The following is a 16919-nucleotide window of genomic DNA, read 5'->3' on the forward strand; positions in this document are numbered from 1 at the left end:
GTCATTGCGAGGAAAAATTGAAAATTTTGATGAAGCAATCTCGCTCCAAACTCCTGAGATTGCTTCATCAATTATTCCATAATTTCCTCGCAATGACGACGAGTACTCTACACCACCGATAATGGTACGAACACACTTGTATCGTCCCTTTCAATCAAAAGCAAAATATTTTGCTTATTAGATTTTTTAGCATTTTCATATAATTCTTTTAGCTTACTTATATCTTCTATGCTTTCCTGATTAATATTGGTTATTAAATCACCAATTTTGAAACTGCTTTCCTCTTCATCAATATTAGTTATAACTACTCCCGTTTTATCGTTAGGAATATTATATTTTTGTCTTAATTCTTCAGTCAAATTACTAAAAGTAATATTACTTTTAGTAAAAGATATGTTATTTTCTTCTTTGCTTATTACTTCTTCTTGATTGACTTGTTCTGTAGAACCTTTGGTAGCTTCTTCATTATCTGTAGTAATTTTAATAGGTAATTCGAGCTCTTTTTTGTCACGAAGTATTTTTACTTTTACTTCCTGATCAATAGGAGCATCTGCAATAATTACACGTAATTTTTTAGTATTTTTAACCGATATATCTGCAAACTCTATTATTATATCACCTGTTTTAATCCCTGCTTTATCACCTGGACCGTCTTCTTGTACTTTAGATACTAACACCCCACTAATACTTTGCAATCCTAACCCTTCAGAAATTTCCTCGGTTAAATCTTGTATTGTTACCCCAAGACGCCCTCTACTTACTTTTCCATCTTTCTTAAGACGTTCGATTATGGGTTGTGCCGTATTTGAAGGAATAGCAAAACCTATACCTATATTAGTACCGAGCGGTGAGAAAATTGCTGTATTTACGCCGATTACTTTCTGATCCAAATTAAACATAGGGCCGCCGGAATTACCGTTATTAATTGCAGCATCCGTTTGAATAAAATTATCGACTATATTATCCGTGTCTATATCGATATCCCGACCTTTAGAAGAGATAATACCGCTTGTCACCGTACCACCTAGATTACCAAACGGATTACCGATTGCAATAACCCAGTCTCCTACTCTTGCATCATTTGAATCTCCAAACTCAACAAAAGGTAGGGGTTCGTCGCTATCTATTTTTAAGAGGGCTAAATCGGTTTTAGTATCGCTACCTATTAATTTAGCTGGTAATTCAGTATTATCCGCAAGTTTTATATTAATTTTATTAACATTTGCAATTACATGATAGTTTGTCACTATTAAGCCGTTAGGCTCAATAATAAATCCTGAGCCAAGTGGAACGCTTTTAGGAGTTTGGTCGACCTCTTCCAAATTCAACGGTATATTAAGGCGCTCCAGAAAATCATTAATGAAGTCTAAAGGTTTTTTTTCTTGCAGAGGGTCTTTTTCAGCATTTTCCGACTTACTATTAACATATTCTATTGTTGAAATATTAACGACTGCTGGAATTAACGACTCAACTATATCGGCAAAACTATAACGGGCAGCTTCACTTACTTTTAAAGGAGCGGAATTTATTGCCGTAAACTCATTTTCTTCTTGATCCGCTACTTTTAAAGACTTATTATTTTCTTTTGCTAGAATACCGTTACTTGATATTAAAACTATTACAATAAGAAATATTTTTAGATTTATCATATACTCCACATGAATAGATAAGTAGGTAGACGAGTATACTACTTAGCTAAATTAAGGTATTTTAAAACTTCAGCCTCAGGTGAAATTACAAAATTAGTATCCTCTTTCTTTAAAGCATTTTTATATACTAAAAGTGACCTATAAAATTTGTAAAATTCCGGATCGATGGAATAAGCAGAATTATATATTTTTGCTGCTTTCTCATCACCGTCACCTTTGATAATTTGTGCATCTCTATAAGCTATAGCAAGTATTATTTTACTTTCTTTATCTGCTTTTGAACGAATACGCACACTTTCTTCTTGTCCTTCAGCTCTAATTTGGGTTGCTTCTTTTTCACGAGCTGTTTGCATGCGGCGATAAATAGCTGCACTATTTTCTTTCGGTAAATCTGCCCTTAAAATTCTAACATCTACCACGTCAATACCAAAGCTTTTAGCTTCTCCATCTACTTGATTTAAGATATTTAGCATTACGTTACTACGTTCCTGCGTTAAAAGACTACTTAGAGAAACTTTACCTATTACCTTACGCATTGATGATTCAAGATTTCGAGTCAGCCTAATTTTCACGCCTTGATAATCATGCACCGTTTTATAAAACATTACCGGATTATTAATTTGAAATTTAGCATAAGCATCAACAATAACTCGTTTACCGTCAGCCGCCGTTAGTTCTTTTCCTTCAACTTCAACGTCCAAAAGACGCTTATCAAAAAATTCGACATTTTGAATAAACGGGATTTTAATATGCAACCCCGGCTTTTCTATAGTTCTAACTGCTTCACCAAACTGAAACACCACCGCGGATTCACGTTGATCAAGTGAAAATAAGGAGCTAGAAATCAATATCAGCCCTGAAGCAATTGTAAAAATTATATAGTAAATCTTTTGTTGCATTTAATATTCCCTGTTGTTTTTTTGTATTCTATGCTGCCATAATGTCATCCCACTACTTGATCGCGGGATCCAGTTAGAAATACTAATATTATTAGTATTTCTAAGTTGTTTTATGGACTCCATGGGTTTACTATTCCCGCTTTTAGCTAGGAATAATACGGCATCCTAGGGTTTAATATCCATGTGCGGCAGTAGTGCATTATTAATAATCGTTTTATTTGAACCACTTAATATCTCTTCAGCCACCTCTAAATATAACCTATCTCTAGTTACTTGCTTACCTATAGCATATTGTTTATAAATAGCATTAAATCTTTGGCCATCACCTTCTGCTTTTGATATTACTTCTTCTTTATATCCTTCCGCTTCCTCTATAATTTTTGCGGCCGCTCCTCTAGCTTCCGGCAAAATTTTATTATTATAGGCCTGAGCCTGATTTATTTCTTTCTCCTTATCGGCCTTTGAAGTTTGCACATCTCTGTAAGCGTCTATTACTTCAGAAGGTGGCTCGGCTTTTAATAATTGTACCTTTTCAATCATTACACCGGCATTATAACTATCTAGTATTTTTTGAGCTAATTTTTCTATCTTATAAGTAATCTCTTGCTTTTGATCGGATAATACCCAAGAAATAGGAGTATTGCCTATTACTTCCCTAACGGCACTTTCTACTGTTGCTTTTACTGTTTCCTCAGGTTTTTGTACATTAAAGATAAAATCTTCAAGATTATTAATATGCCACATTACGTCACAATTTAAAGCAACGATATTTTCATCACCGGTTAACATAATACTTTCACCGATAATATTTTTAGTATTATCATTACCGCTACGCACCGAGCTATTTGTACGATAACCGATCTCAATTCGGCGTGATTGCTTAACTTTCTCGATTATTATTTTTTCAAAAGGAGTGGGTAGATGATAATTAAGTCCTGGGTAGCCCTTACGCACAAAGCGTCCAAATCTTATTACCGCCGCTTCTTCACCTTCTTTTACTTCATAAATACCAGAAGCAAGCCATAAAGCAATTATCGCAACAATAGCTAAAATTATTGTTTTGGCATTAAAATTAAACTGAAACTGGAATTTATCAAAATTAAATTGATTTTTACGCGGTCTTGTAAATATGTTATCATCTTTATTAGAATCAAAATCTTTCCAAGGGGATTTTTTTAAAATCGAGCTATATTTTTTATTAAGCATTTGCTTTTTGTATTATTTTAAAGATTAAATGATTATATATACTATAGTATTTAACGTCAAGGTATGAGCTTTAATAGATTTAAAAAGGAAAATTAATTATGACGGATTTACACCAAAAGCAAATCATCGATAAACTTCAGCATATTACCTTTAAAGACGACACACTTTTAAATAAAGTTATATCCGATATAGTAATTAAAAGAAATAATATTGGTTTTTCCATAGATATATCAGGTAAAGATAGGTTAGAAGCAGAAGAAATAAAAGCTAAAGCAATTAATAAGCTTAACGAAATTACAAATATTGGTAAAATAACAATTATTTTTACTAGTAGTAAAATCTCAGAGAAAAAAACTCAAAAACCAAAGCTTTTCGTAGAAAATGTTAAAAAGATTATTTTGGTCGCATCAGGAAAAGGTGGGGTAGGAAAATCTACAATATCCGCTCTTATTGCTCAGCAGTTAAATATTGAAGGTCATCGAATCGGGATAGTAGATGCAGATATTTATGGTCCGTCAATTCCTCACATATTCGGCGTTAACGAAGTACCGCAAACAAAAGATGGACGAATAATACCGGTAACGACTAGAAATATCCAAATTTTGTCTATGGGCTTTTTCGTTAAAGACTATTCGGCAATTATTTGGCGTGGTCCTATGGCTAGTAAAACTATCCATCAATTATTATCAGTAACAAAATGGGATAATCTAGATTATCTAATTATTGATATGCCGCCGGGGACCGGTGATATACATTTAAGTATGCTGGAGAATTATCATTTAGACGGCGTGATAATTATAACAACACCGCAAAAAATGTCAGAAATAGACGTAGTACGCTCTATCGATTTATATCAAAAATTAGGGCTATCGATACTAGGAATAATTGAGAATATGAGTTATAGGCTTGAAAATAATAGCGGTAGCCGCTTATCACAAAAATATAATATACCTTTAATTGCTCAAATTCCTATCACATCACAAATAGCCGATGCTTGCGATAAATCGTTACCTCTTACCAACCTGCTAACATTACCTTTAGAAAAATATTTATGATGAAAATATACGTATTGGCAGATGATAGAACAGGAAACACACATCAGGCTATTGCACTTGCTGAAAAATTAACGGCATTGTTGCATAACTCGGAAAACCCACTCGGTGTCATACCGTGGCTTGACCACGGTATCCAAAAAATAACTAAAAATACTAATAATATTAGTATTTTTAGCTGGATCCCGCGGTCAAGTCGCGGGATGACAACTGAAGAATCAAGTCATACAACAGCACCAAAATTAGCTACAGATTACACTTTAATTAAACTTCAATATAATTGCTTAGCTAAATTACCGAATTTTTTACTAAAATATTATCCTATTCATATAAAAAGTGAATTATTACAGGATATCATAGCAGAACCTTTACCTGATATAATAATAACTGCCGGAAGAAGAACAGCAGTTTTAGCATTTTATTTAAAAAAGAAACTCAAAAAGGATATCAATTTAATACAAATAATGCAGCCCTCCTTGCCTTATGACGCATTTGCTACCGTTATTCTACCTTATCATGATTTGAGTAATAACCAGAATGTCATCCCGTGGCTTGACCACGGTATCCAAAAAAAAATTAAAGAGGACTGGATTCCGCGATCAAGTCGCGGAATGACAATCCCCATCAGCGGAGCTATTAACAACGTAACCGCTAAATTTACTGCCGCAAGTCTAGAACTACACAAGCATTATCCTAATCTTAAACAGTTTATCGCAGTGATGATCGGTGGTAATAATAAAAAATTCAATTTTAACGGAGATGAGGCAGTTTTATTTTCTTCATTATTAAATAAAATATATACTAATCAAAAAATACCGTTTTTCATTACTTTCAGTAGACGTACACCACAAGCCGTAAAATCTATTATTAAAAATAACATGCCGGTTTCTGTAATTATTTATGACCCGAATGAAGACACAGGATATAATCCCTATATAGCTATGCTTGCTAATGCGAAATATATAATCTCTACAGCCGACTCGATTTCAATGTGCAGTGAAGCGGCTTCAAGCGGTAAACCTCTTTATATATTCTGCCCACCAAACTTTAATTCCTCAAAGCATAAAATTTTTATAAAGCAATTAGTGGAGCAGAAAATAGCAAGAATTTTTGATGAGTCAGTAACGATGCTGGGGGAATATAACTATAAACCTTTAAATGAAGCAGAAAGAGTAGCTGAAATTATTAAATCTTTAGTCAAAAGCTGGTAATTATATAGATAAAGGTATACAATCATAGGCCGCGCCCCCGTATTGCAGCTTAGCATGAATAGTCTATAATCCTCAAACAGTAATAAGAGAGAATTATAGTTAAGGAGTTATGGCAAGAATATATGTTAAGTGTAGATCAAGAATAGATGTTAAGTGTAGATATTATAACGACACAGAAAAAGTAGTAAAGGCGGGATATTCAATTTCAAAACAACAGAGATATCAATGCAAGCAGTGTAATCGATATTTTTAACTGTAATATATTAATAATGCCTCTAAGCCTGGAGTCAAGGCTCAGATAGTAGATATGTCAATCAATGGCTCTGGAGTTAGGGATACAGTAAGAGTATTAAAAGTGGGTATCAATACGGTTATCCGTGTTTTAAAAAAAATCTAGCGTTAAAAAAGATAAATCATTCTATCAATACGATAGAAGTAATTATTGCTCCTGAAATAGATGAACAATGGTCTTATGTACAGAATAAATCCAAACAAAGATGGCTTTGATATTCTTTGGATAAGATTTTGTTAAAAGTAGTTGCTTATACTTTTGGTACAAGATGTGATAGCACATCAGAATCATTACTGAAAAAAACTGGAGGATTTTAAGGTTACTTTTTACTTTACAGATGGATGGGGAAGTTATGCTAGGTTATTAGATCCCAAAAAACACATTGTTAGTAAAAAATATACTCAACGGATAGAACGGGGTAACTTAAATCTTAGAACAAGATGCAAAAGACTGACACGTAAAACAATTTGTTTTTCCAAGTCATTGGATATTCATGATAAAGTCATCGGAACTCTTATTGAACGTATAGCCTTTTAATATCCACATCTGTAAAATGGAGGTGCGGCCAAAAATTATGCTACTGAACTTAAAAAATTACTAAATATTATCGATTCAACGACTTTATAATACCATGCAAGATTTGAACTTCTGGGGACGAAAGGTTGTTTATACGTGTAAATATGTTAGTGATATTTTGCTTCATAGCAGGCTTTTTGTCAGGAGCTTTGAAGAACCCGACTTTATCGAGTTTTTCGAATAAATTTGTTAGGAAATGTTCTATTTCTTCTTTAGTAGTTAATTTTTGAATGTTATATATATCCTCTCTAGGCATAGAATTGCGGAACAATTCATAGCATATTATAATAACCGCTTGGGCAATATTTAGTGAGCTAAATTCAGTTGTATTAATAGTGATAATCTTATTGGAAAGTACGATTTCTTCATTACTAAGCCCGTTATTTTCCCTCCCGAACATTATCCCGACTTTTTCAGAATTTGGATAATCTAAGGGCAGATTTTGTGAAAATACATAATCTTTATTCATAGTCCTTTTAATACAAGTAGTGGCGTATAAATATTCGAGGTCTTTAATACTATCCTCAAGGCTATCATAAACTTTTGCATTATCTATAATATTAACCGCTCCGACTGCATTACTACGTGCTTGCTCATTTGGCCAGCCGTCTCTTGGGGTTATGATTCTAAGCTCATTTAGGCCAAAATTCTTCATTGCTCTTGCAGTAGCACCGATATTCTCACCCATTTGCGGTGCAACTAATATTATAACCGGGTTAAAATCGTTCATCTAAACTCTCATAACATGACAAGTATAAGCGATTGCTACGGCATCAGCTTCATCAGAGTTAGTAATAGCGGAAGTTCCAGGCAGTAAAAGCTTGATCATATGCAAAATCTGGTCTTTCTCTGCATGCCCATAACCGGTCACGGTTTTTTTTATCGTATTAGGTTTAAACTCCCGCATGTCCAGATTATATCTACCAATTAGCGACATTATCGCACCTCTAGCATAGCCAAGCTTTAACGAAGTCACGTTATTAGTATTAACAAATGTTTCTTCAATCACTGCCATATCAGGTTTATATTCTAATATTACTTTTTCTAACGTATTATTGATAAACGCAAGTCTATTATGTATTTCATCTTTGCTGCTGGTTTTAATAGTACCGCTAGCTAAATATTTCAGCTTTGCGGTATCCTTTGCAACCACAGCCCATCCAAGACTCCCAAGTGCCGGATCAATCCCAAGTACTATCATGATTATTTTTTTAATATTATTTTTTTGAAATCGTCATTGCAAGCGACTGTAAGGAGCGTGGCAATCTTATCAAATATCCCGAGGTCGCTTCGTCAATTACTTCGTAATTTTCCTCGTAATGACGCTTAAATTGATCATATCTTCATATACTGATAAAATTCTTGGTTATTCTCCCACAACTCACGAACCTTAACAAACAGGAATAAATGAACGGGAAAGCCGAAGAATTTCTCCATTTGCATTCGGGATTTTGCTCCAATCCCCTTAATTTTAGAGCCATTTTTACCGAGAATTATAGTTTTGTAACTTTCTCTTGATACTATTATAACCTGATTAATTTTTACTGATTTGTCTTTAAGCTCTTCCCATTTTTCGGTTTGTACAGTTAGTTTATATGGGAGTTCTTGCTGTAAATTAAAAAATAATTGCTCTCTTGTGATTTCTGCCGCAATAAAACGCATCGGTAAATCCGTTATATCGTCTTCTGCATAAAGCCAAGGAGAAATTTTTGCCTTACTTGTTATATATTCAAGTAATCCATCAATATTTTTGCCCGATAGCGCAGAGATAGGAAAAACTAAACCATCAGGATGATTTCCTGTTAAAAAAGCGTTAATCTCATCTAGATATTTTGACGTAACATCTATTTTGTTCAATAAAAATACCGGCACAATATTAAGTGAACGAAGTTTATCTAAAATATTACGTGTTATATCATCAAACGGCTTTAAACTATCGATAATCAACATAACTATATCGGCATTATGCAAACTTGACCAAGCACATCTGACCATCGCTTTTTCGAGCGTTCCTTTCGGCTCAAATATACCGGGCGTATCGTATAAAATTACCTGCGTATTCTTTAAAGTAATAATACCGGTAATAATTGACCTAGTAGTTTGAACTTTTGGGGTAACTATTGAAAGCTTCTCACCGATTATTCTATTTAATAAAGTAGACTTCCCGCTATTTGGTCTACCGATTATACAAACCGAAATTGTTTTTTGGCGCTGCTGCTTATCCATCATAATAACTTAAGCCCATGCAATAAGCTTCTAGCTGCGTCTTTCTCTGCTTCTTTTATCGAGTGACCAACACCTGTTTGTTCATAATCTTTTACTTTTACAAGAACCGTAAAAATTGATGAATGAGCTACTCCCTCTCTTTTAATGAGTTGATATATGGGTAGATGATGTTCTCTAGCTTGAGTCCATTCTTGTAAAGCAGTTTTTGGGTCATAATCCGTCAAATCTTTAACATTTATAAATTCTACCCATAATTTCCCGATAATATTATGAGTTGTTTCAATATCGCTATCAAGATATATAGCAGCGATCAAAGCTTCTGTAGTATTTTCTATATTATTAGGGTTATCACGCCCACCTGCTACTTCTTCACCATGAGTCATAATTATATAATCTTTTAGAGTAAGCTTAGCACCAACCATACATATTGTTTCTTTACAAACTAAATATGATCTAATTTTAGCTAAATTCCCTTCGTTATAATCTTTAAAACTACTAAATAAAATTTCTGTAATTACTAAATTTAATACTGCATCACCTAAAAATTCCAACCGCTCATAATCTTTATCATCCTTGTACTCATGATGTTGTCTTAAAGACGGGTGACTTAACGCCTCTATTAAAAGCTCTTTATTTTTGAAACTATAACCGAGTAATTTTTCTAATTCGTTAAATGCTATCATTAAACCTCTGATAAATGTGACGTCGATGTAGACGAGATTTAATTTGGAAAGAGCAAGGCACTTTGAAGCTTATAACCGTAGCATAGTTATACTACGTGAGTATTATAAGCGAGAAGTAACGCCGACAATTTTTCAAATTAAACGAGTATACTAATCCATGCTATAAAGATTCTTGAGAATTCTATTTAGTCTAACAGACTCAATCCATGGCTTTAACTTTAATATTAGATTAATAACTCCTATATCATTATCCCACCAAGTTATTTTTGTTGAGAACCAGATAAATTGTGCTTTAGCAATAAAATTTTCAAATGGTACAAATCCAAGATTTACTCTACTATCATTTGACTGATCTCTATTATCTCCTAAAAAGAAATATTTTCCTTCAGGTACATAGAAAACATCAGTATTACCGTACCTATCATCAGATATAATGCCAAAAACAGGAGCAAGCTTATAAGAAAAATAAGTTCTGCCGTTTGGCAAAGTTTCTTTAAATTTCAAATATTTTCTTCCCTCTTCGCTTATATAAGTTCCAACTTCCGTGCGTTCTATTTTTTTGTCGTTAATATATATTACGTCATCAATCAATTGAATTTTATCGCCGGGTATCCCTATTAAACGCTTTATATATCTAACACTCATATCGTTAGGAGGGCGAAAAACTATAATATCTCCACGCTCAGGTTCACATGCAAATACCCGCCCTTTAAAAAGAGGGATGAAATCAAAGAATGACAAAGAATAATTACTATAACCATAACTATATTTTGTGGAAAAAACATAATCATTCTCAAGTATGGTTGCTTTCATAGAACCGGTCGGAACGGTAAACGGCTCCATAACAAGTATTCTAATAAGTAAAGCGACACATATTACAAAAGCAAAAGAACCCCACTCTTGCATTGTAGTTTTAGTATTATTTGATTTTGTGTTATCAGTTTGCATAATATATGTCTTTTTTTATGGATTAATGTCATTCCTGCGAAAGCGGGAATCTAGTAAAATATATAATTATTGTACTAACATTAAGGTTATTTTATGGATTCCTGCTTTCGCAGGAATGACATCTTAAACGTTCATATAGCACTGGACCTCAAGCCACACTTAACTCTTTATCCTCTCTTCAATCTCGCTTCTAAAATGACGTATCAGTCCTTGAATCGGCCAAGCTGCCGCATCGCCTAAAGCACAAATAGTATGCCCCTCTATTTCTTTCGTAACGTTAAGGAGCTCGTCTATTTCGGATTTTTTGGCATTACCTTTAACTAGCCGCATCATAACTCGCCACATCCAGCCCGTACCCTCACGGCAAGGAGTACATTGTCCACACGATTCATGCATATAAAATTTACTAAGGCGGGCTATAGCATAAATAATATCGGTAGATTTATCCATAACTATAATACCGCCTGTACCAAGACCGGAACCTGCCGTTCTCAAAGCATCAAAATCCATATCTACTTCACATAATGACTTAGGAAGTAAAGGAACAGAAGAACCACCCGGTATTATTGCTTTAAGATTATCCCAACCGCCTCGAACACCACCGGCGTATTTCTCAATCAATTCTTTTAATGGGACCCCCATTGCTTCTTCAACATTGCAAGGCTTGTTAACATGGCCGGATATGCAGAAAACCTTAGTTCCCGTATTGTTAGGTTTACCTATACCAGCAAACCAGCTAGCTCCTCGTCTTAAAATGGTCGGTACTACTGCGATAGACTCAACATTATTTATAGTAGTCGGGCAGCCATATAACCCAAAGCCGGCAGGAAAAGGAGGCTTCAGCCGTGGCATACCTTTTTTACCCTCTAAGCTTTCAAGCAATGCCGTTTCTTCGCCACAAATATAAGCACCCGCACCACGATGTAGATAAATATCACAATCGAAGCCTGAACCGCAAGCATTCTTTCCTATTAACCCGTCTTTATAAGCTTCATCTAATGCACGCTGAATATTAGAAGCTTCATTATAAAACTCACCTCTAATATAGATATAACAATTATTCGCTCCTATAGCAAAGCTTGCAAGCAAACAGCCTTCTATCAATTTATGCGGCTCAGACCTTAATATATCACGATCTTTGCATGTGCCAGGCTCAGACTCGTCAGCATTTACTACTAAATAGCAAGGCTTCTCAGAATTTTTAGGCATAAAAGACCATTTCATACCGGTAGAAAACCCAGCACCGCCTCGCCCTCTAAGTCCTGATTTCTTAACCTCTTCAATAATGAAGCCTCTACCTTTATCAAGCAAAGCTTTAGTATTATCCCAATCGCCTCGCTTCTTGCTAGATTTTAAATCATGGCTTTGCTGTCCATGTAGATTAGTAAAAATTTTGTCTTCTTCTTTTAGCATACACTCTCTTAGAAATTACGGTATGTACGTTTATGTCATTCCCGCGGAGGCGAGAATCCAGAAAAAACATTCGAAAGGCTGGATTCCCGCCTCCGCGGGAATGGCATATAACACTCTTTACTTCTTCTTCTCAAACTTTCTATTAGCAAACACTGTAAGTATTGGAGCTGATATAAAAATCGAGGAATAAGTGCCGGCTATTATCCCAAAAAATACAAGTACGCTAAAACTACGGATCGCCTCACCACCAAAAAGAATAAGGGCTAAATTGGCAAGTAGCGTAGTAATTACCGTTAAAATAGTTCTTGATAAAGTCTCATTAATACTTAAATTTATAATTTGCGTAATGTCTTTTTTATGATATTTGCGTAAATTCTCTCTAATCCTATCATATATTACTACTGAATCATTAACGGAATAACCTATAATAGTTAACACTGCGGCAATAGTACTTAAGTTAAAATCAAGCTTTGTCATACTCATAAACCCAAGAGCAAGTATTACATCATGCACTAAAGCGATAAGTATACCAAGACCAAAATACCACTCAAAACGCAACCAAATATAAACCATAATCGCTAAGAAAGAAAACAACATTGCCATAGTCCCTGCTTCTATTAACTGTTTACCAACCTGCGGACCGACAAAATCTACCTTACGATATTCAAACTTATATGGAAAATTATTTTGCAAAGACGCTTTAATTAGCTCAATATTTTTCATAAGATTTTCTTCACTACTACTACCGAATCTAATTGATAGATCACGCTCACTACCGAAATTTTGTAAGACCACCTCACCTATTCCAAGCTCGCCTAGAACCCCCCGCATTCTTGGCAAATCAGGGGCTTGATCAAGCCTTACTTCAATAACTATACCGCCGGCAAAATCAATACCGAAATTAAATTTATATATACCGATCCAAATAAAGCTAATAAGTGATAAAATAATTGAGAAACTGTAGCTGACTTTTTTAAAGTTCATAAAATCAAAATTGATTTTATTCGGTAAAAGCCTTAAAGGGTAAATTTGCATTATTACTATTTCGTTGAATGAAAGTTATATACTACTTGTACTTCAAGAACCCTCATTTTATTTTGAGAGGTGAACACCCACAGCCTATACTTAATAGGTGAGGATGCAAATCCTTGATAAAATGAAAGAACAATTCTTGAAATACAGGCAGTATATTTGTATTATATAGTAAATTCAAAAAGGTTAAATGATTTTTTATGTCAGAAGTAGTAGTAAAAGAACAATTAGAGCAGTATATAAGCAAAATAGAAAGATTAGAACAAGAAAAAGCTGATTTATCGGAAGAAGTCAAAAATATTTTCCAAGATGCTTCTTCACATGGATTTGATGTTAAGGCTATGAAATCTATATTGAAACTAAAGAAATTAGATAAAGATAAACTTGCCGAGCAGGACGCTATGCTTGAACTTTATAGAGATACTTTAGGAATTTAGTGTCTTGCTACGTAGATTAATGCCATTCCCACGAAAGCGGGAATCTAGAATTCTCCTTGTCATCCCGTGGCTTGACCGCGGAATCCAGAAAAACAATAAGAGATACTGATGACTTTAGTATTTTAAACTGGATCCCGTGATCAAGTCGCGGAATGGCAGCAGTGAAATCAATCCACGCAATAATGCTGAGCTAGGAATGACGTTAGCTGCGAATATTCTTAAGCTTCTGCTGCTTTGGCTTCAAGTTTTTTAGAAACATGAACGTATCTTTCCTTAATTCTAGCCGACTTACCGCTTCTTTCTCTTAAATAGTAGAGTTTAGCACGACGAACTACCCCGTACTTTACTACATCAATAGAGTGTACTATCGGCGAGTAAATCATAAAGCGTCTCTCAACACCTTCACCGTGACTAATTTTACGTACTAAAAAAGATGAGGTAATGCCACGATTTCTTTTAGCGATAACTACACCTTCATAAGCTTGAAATCTTTCTGATAGCTTTTCCTTACCGTCTTTTTCAATTGATCTATCGATAATTTTAACGGTTACTTTAACTGTATCACCGGCTTCAAAATCAGGGATCTTTTTATTTGCCGTAAGTTTTGAAATATTTTCTTGTTCAAAACTATCAATAATATTCATTTTATTAACTCCATACTATAAATCTTTAAGTAACTCCGGACGGCGTAATTTAGTAATCATAAGAGACTGCTCTCTTTTCCATTCATTAATTAGTTTATGATTACCGGATAATAAAACACTCGGTACAGCTCGATCGCGCCAAATTTCAGGTCTTGTATATAGACCGCATTCAAGCCCTCCTTTAAATTCCCCGTCTTCTTCAAAAGACTCGGAAGATAAGGTATTTTGATTTATCAACACCTCAGGAAGTAGCCTAATTAAGCAATCAAGAATGGTAAGAGTAGGTATTTCTCCGCCGGATAAAATGTAGTCACCCACACTAATTTCCATGATATTATACTCTTCAATTACACGTTCGTCAATCCCTTCATAACGTCCGCATAAGAATATAAGATTTTGACCCTGTAACATCTCTTTAGCAAAGCTTTGGGTAAAGACTCTACCGCGAGGTGATGGATAGTAAATCTGAGCATTAGGATTTAAAGATAAAGCATGATCTATGCTACTACCTAGAACATCAGGACGCATTATAAGCCCGCTACCTCCTCCGTAAGCCTCATCATCAACATTTTTGTGCTTAGTTAGACCGAAATCTCGAATATTTATAACGTCATATGACCAAATATTTTTTTTCAGAGCCCGACCTGCTAAAGAATGTCCTAGAGCCCCGGGGAACATTTCAGGAAAAACGGTTAAGATTGTGGCGCGTAATAGAAGCATATTTTTAAAATAGTGCATAGTACCAATTAATACAATACAATTATAATTTGATTATCTACCCCATCCCCTGTTCTATAATCTTCTTTTCTTTGTTTTCTAGTAGCAGTTGTTGCGTCACTTCTAAATGCTTCAGCTTTTTGTTGATTCGTTTTATAAGCTTGATCGCTTTGTTGTTTTTTAAGTTTCGCTTCCTTATCAGCTGCCATATAACGACTTTTTATTTTCTCTAAGCGTCTCATGGCATCTTTATCTAAACTAACACCTGTTTCTTTTGCTTGCTGCTCTATTTTTAATGCGACCTTATAACCTTCGGCTGCGTTTTTAGCTATAACTTGCCTTTCTATAAAATCCACTTTAGAACCCTGCTTCATTGTATCACTATATGGATTTATCTTATTGTTTTTAATATCCTTCATTCTTTCTTCGACGGCTTTTTTATAACGAGTTTTTATTTTATTTAAGCGTCTTTGAGCATCTTTACTTAAAGTTTCTTCTGCATTTTTTGCTTCTTCTTCTATTTTTAATGCTCTTTGTAAGCTTTACTGGCCTTCTCAGCCTTTTCATCACTATTGGGGGAAAGAGAGAATGGATTTATCTTATCATTCTTAATATCCTCTATTATTTTTCTACTTTCTTTTTATCAAACTTTTCTACCATAACTTTCTCCAATATTTAAGTTAAAAATATACCTATAGTTGCATATCTTTTATTTTAAAGAAAGTTAATAAATAAAATATATTTATAAGTAATCAAAAATTAACTAATTTGTGTTATAAAAAAACATCAGCATTTCCTCGGCAATGATTAGCTCTTCGTTTGTCGGCACAGCGAAAACTTTAACCTTACTGCTTTCAGCACTTATTAGATGCTCGTTTTTTTGGTTTTTTACATCATCTATTTTAATACCTAGCCATAAAAGTTTTTCGGTAATCATTTCACGTATTACAGCGGAATGCTGTCCAACACCGGCAGTAAAAATTAGACAATCAACCCCCTCAAGTGCAGCGGTTAGCTTACCTATTTCAAGTACAATGCGATACACGAATAAATCTATAGCAAATTTAGCATCAGGCGAGTTACTGGCAAGCAAAGTGCGCATATCAGAGCTTTCACCGGACATACCTAGCAAGCCTGATTTCTTATATAATAACTCAGTTATTTCTTGTGTAGTCATTTTCTCATGATCGATAAGATATAACACTACTCCAGGGTCAAGGTTACCTGTTCTTGTACCCATCATAACACCGTCAAGTACACTAAAGCCCATGGAACTTGTTAAACTGAGACCGTTTTTAATAGCACATAGACTACTACCGCTTCCTAAGTGGGCTATAATAGTCTTTGCAGGTAAATCTTCCTTTGTCATTTCTTTAAAATGGTTGCTAACATATTTATATGATAACCCATGAAAACCGTAACGAATTACCCCTTTATCATAATATTTTTTCGGTAAACCGAAAGCTTTTGTAATAGGCGGATTGGTAAAATGAAACGACGTATCGAAACATGCTATATGCGAGATTTCTTTATATTTTTGAAGAAATAAATCCAGTACCTGCAAATTATAAGGTTGATGCAAGGGGCTTAGGGGTATTAATGCTCTCAAATCTTCGCTAATTTTTTCATTAACAATAACCGGTTTATTAAAATTTTTTCCACCATGGACAATACGGTGACCGGTTGCAATTAAATTGAGATTCTCTTGTTTTTTCCACCAATCTTCAAAAAGATCAATCATCACTTCAATAGCATCATCTTTAATGTCGATAGCAAATTCTTGTTTTTTATTTATATGAAATAATATTTTATTATCATTTTTTTCTAAAAAAATATTATAAATTTTATCCTTAACTTTTTTATTCTGAATTTCAAAAATAGAAATTTTCAAACTAGATGATCCAGCATTAGCTATTAAAATAACATCTTTCATA

The 16919-nt window shown here is 34.2% G+C and carries 20 protein-coding genes; 6 read left to right on the plus strand and 14 right to left on the minus strand.

Annotated features, from left to right (window positions below):
• Positions 1-107 precede the first annotated feature (107 nt).
• From AAGD46_RS07265 to hflK, 3 genes are all read right to left on the minus strand, one after another.
• Positions 108-1649 carry a Do family serine endopeptidase gene (locus AAGD46_RS07265; protein ID WP_341787119.1) on the minus strand — a complete coding sequence of 514 codons (1542 nt, stop codon included), beginning with the start codon at positions 1647-1649 and terminating at the stop codon, positions 108-110.
• Between the two features lie 38 nt (positions 1650-1687).
• On the minus strand, positions 1688-2548 hold the full coding sequence (locus AAGD46_RS07270) for a protease modulator HflC (protein ID WP_341787120.1): 861 nt from the start codon (positions 2546-2548) through the stop codon (positions 1688-1690).
• 165 nt (positions 2549-2713) lie between these two features.
• Positions 2714-3754 (minus strand): FtsH protease activity modulator HflK, encoded by a 1041-nt coding sequence (gene hflK, locus AAGD46_RS07275; RefSeq protein WP_341787122.1) that lies wholly within the window; start codon positions 3752-3754, stop codon positions 2714-2716.
• Between the two features lie 98 nt (positions 3755-3852).
• Between hflK and AAGD46_RS07280 the strand changes: the two genes are divergently transcribed.
• From AAGD46_RS07280 to AAGD46_RS09700, 5 genes are all read left to right on the plus strand, one after another.
• Positions 3853-4809, plus strand: a complete 957-nt coding sequence (locus AAGD46_RS07280) for an Mrp/NBP35 family ATP-binding protein (protein ID WP_341787123.1) — start codon at positions 3853-3855, stop codon at positions 4807-4809.
• An 80-nt stretch (positions 4810-4889) separates the two neighbouring features.
• Positions 4890-6017, plus strand: a complete 1128-nt coding sequence (locus AAGD46_RS07285; protein ID WP_410525991.1) for a mitochondrial fission ELM1 family protein — start codon at positions 4890-4892, stop codon at positions 6015-6017.
• Between the two features lie 307 nt (positions 6018-6324).
• Complete coding sequence (locus AAGD46_RS09690; RefSeq protein WP_341786649.1) at positions 6325-6414, plus strand: IS1-like element transposase; 90 nt, start codon at positions 6325-6327, stop codon at positions 6412-6414.
• 56 nt (positions 6415-6470) lie between these two features.
• Positions 6471-6524 carry a hypothetical protein gene (locus AAGD46_RS09695; protein ID WP_410525952.1) on the plus strand — a complete coding sequence of 18 codons (54 nt, stop codon included), beginning with the start codon at positions 6471-6473 and terminating at the stop codon, positions 6522-6524.
• A gap of 88 nt (positions 6525-6612) precedes the next feature.
• A complete protein-coding gene (locus AAGD46_RS09700) occupies positions 6613-6846 on the plus strand; it encodes an IS1 family transposase (RefSeq protein ID WP_410525955.1) in 234 nt (77 codons plus the stop codon).
• Between the two features lie 67 nt (positions 6847-6913).
• On the opposite strand, the gene AAGD46_RS07295 is transcribed toward AAGD46_RS09700, so the two are convergent.
• The 7 genes from AAGD46_RS07295 to secF form a co-directional block, all read right to left on the minus strand.
• A complete protein-coding gene (locus AAGD46_RS07295; protein ID WP_341787124.1) occupies positions 6914-7615 on the minus strand; it encodes an RNA methyltransferase in 702 nt (233 codons plus the stop codon).
• The gene (gene ruvC / locus AAGD46_RS07300; RefSeq protein WP_341787125.1) at positions 7616-8086 is read right to left on the minus strand and encodes a crossover junction endodeoxyribonuclease RuvC; all 471 of its coding nucleotides are present in this window, start codon (positions 8084-8086) and stop codon (positions 7616-7618) included.
• Between the two features lie 134 nt (positions 8087-8220).
• Complete coding sequence (gene era / locus AAGD46_RS07305; protein WP_341787941.1) at positions 8221-9111, minus strand: GTPase Era; 891 nt, start codon at positions 9109-9111, stop codon at positions 8221-8223.
• Complete coding sequence (gene rnc, locus AAGD46_RS07310; RefSeq protein WP_341787126.1) at positions 9111-9794, minus strand: ribonuclease III; 684 nt, start codon at positions 9792-9794, stop codon at positions 9111-9113. Before rnc ends, era begins: the two co-directional genes overlap by 1 nt.
• A 150-nt stretch (positions 9795-9944) precedes the next feature.
• Positions 9945-10742, minus strand: coding sequence for a signal peptidase I (gene lepB, locus AAGD46_RS07315; protein ID WP_341787127.1), 798 nt, complete (start codon positions 10740-10742; stop codon positions 9945-9947).
• Between the two features lie 159 nt (positions 10743-10901).
• Positions 10902-12155, minus strand: a complete 1254-nt coding sequence (gene nuoF / locus AAGD46_RS07320) for an NADH-quinone oxidoreductase subunit NuoF (RefSeq protein WP_341787128.1) — start codon at positions 12153-12155, stop codon at positions 10902-10904.
• A gap of 117 nt (positions 12156-12272) precedes the next feature.
• Entirely contained in the window at positions 12273-13190 is a 918-nt protein-coding gene (gene secF, locus AAGD46_RS07325) for a protein translocase subunit SecF (protein WP_341787129.1), read from the minus strand.
• A 197-nt stretch (positions 13191-13387) separates the two neighbouring features.
• Here secF and AAGD46_RS07330 point away from each other — a divergent pair, with 197 nt between their 5' ends.
• Entirely contained in the window at positions 13388-13624 is a 237-nt protein-coding gene (locus AAGD46_RS07330) for a DUF2312 domain-containing protein (RefSeq protein WP_341787130.1), read from the plus strand.
• A 218-nt stretch (positions 13625-13842) separates the two neighbouring features.
• Here AAGD46_RS07330 and rplS read toward each other — a convergent pair whose 3' ends face one another.
• The 4 genes from rplS to AAGD46_RS07350 form a co-directional block, all read right to left on the minus strand.
• Entirely contained in the window at positions 13843-14268 is a 426-nt protein-coding gene (gene rplS, locus AAGD46_RS07335) for a 50S ribosomal protein L19 (protein ID WP_341787131.1), read from the minus strand.
• A gap of 15 nt (positions 14269-14283) precedes the next feature.
• Positions 14284-14988: a tRNA (guanosine(37)-N1)-methyltransferase TrmD gene (gene trmD / locus AAGD46_RS07340; RefSeq protein ID WP_341787132.1), complete on the minus strand. Its 705-nt coding sequence runs from the start codon at positions 14986-14988 to the stop codon at positions 14284-14286.
• A 26-nt stretch (positions 14989-15014) separates the two neighbouring features.
• Positions 15015-15404 (minus strand): hypothetical protein, encoded by a 390-nt coding sequence (locus AAGD46_RS07345; RefSeq protein WP_341787133.1) that lies wholly within the window; start codon positions 15402-15404, stop codon positions 15015-15017.
• Positions 15405-15748: 344 nt separating this feature from the next.
• Complete coding sequence (locus AAGD46_RS07350) at positions 15749-16918, minus strand: acetate/propionate family kinase (protein ID WP_341787134.1); 1170 nt, start codon at positions 16916-16918, stop codon at positions 15749-15751.
• Position 16919: the final 1 nt, after the last annotated feature.

This window comes from Rickettsia endosymbiont of Cantharis rufa (assembly GCF_964026445.1).
Lineage (GTDB): Bacteria > Pseudomonadota > Alphaproteobacteria > Rickettsiales > Rickettsiaceae > Rickettsia.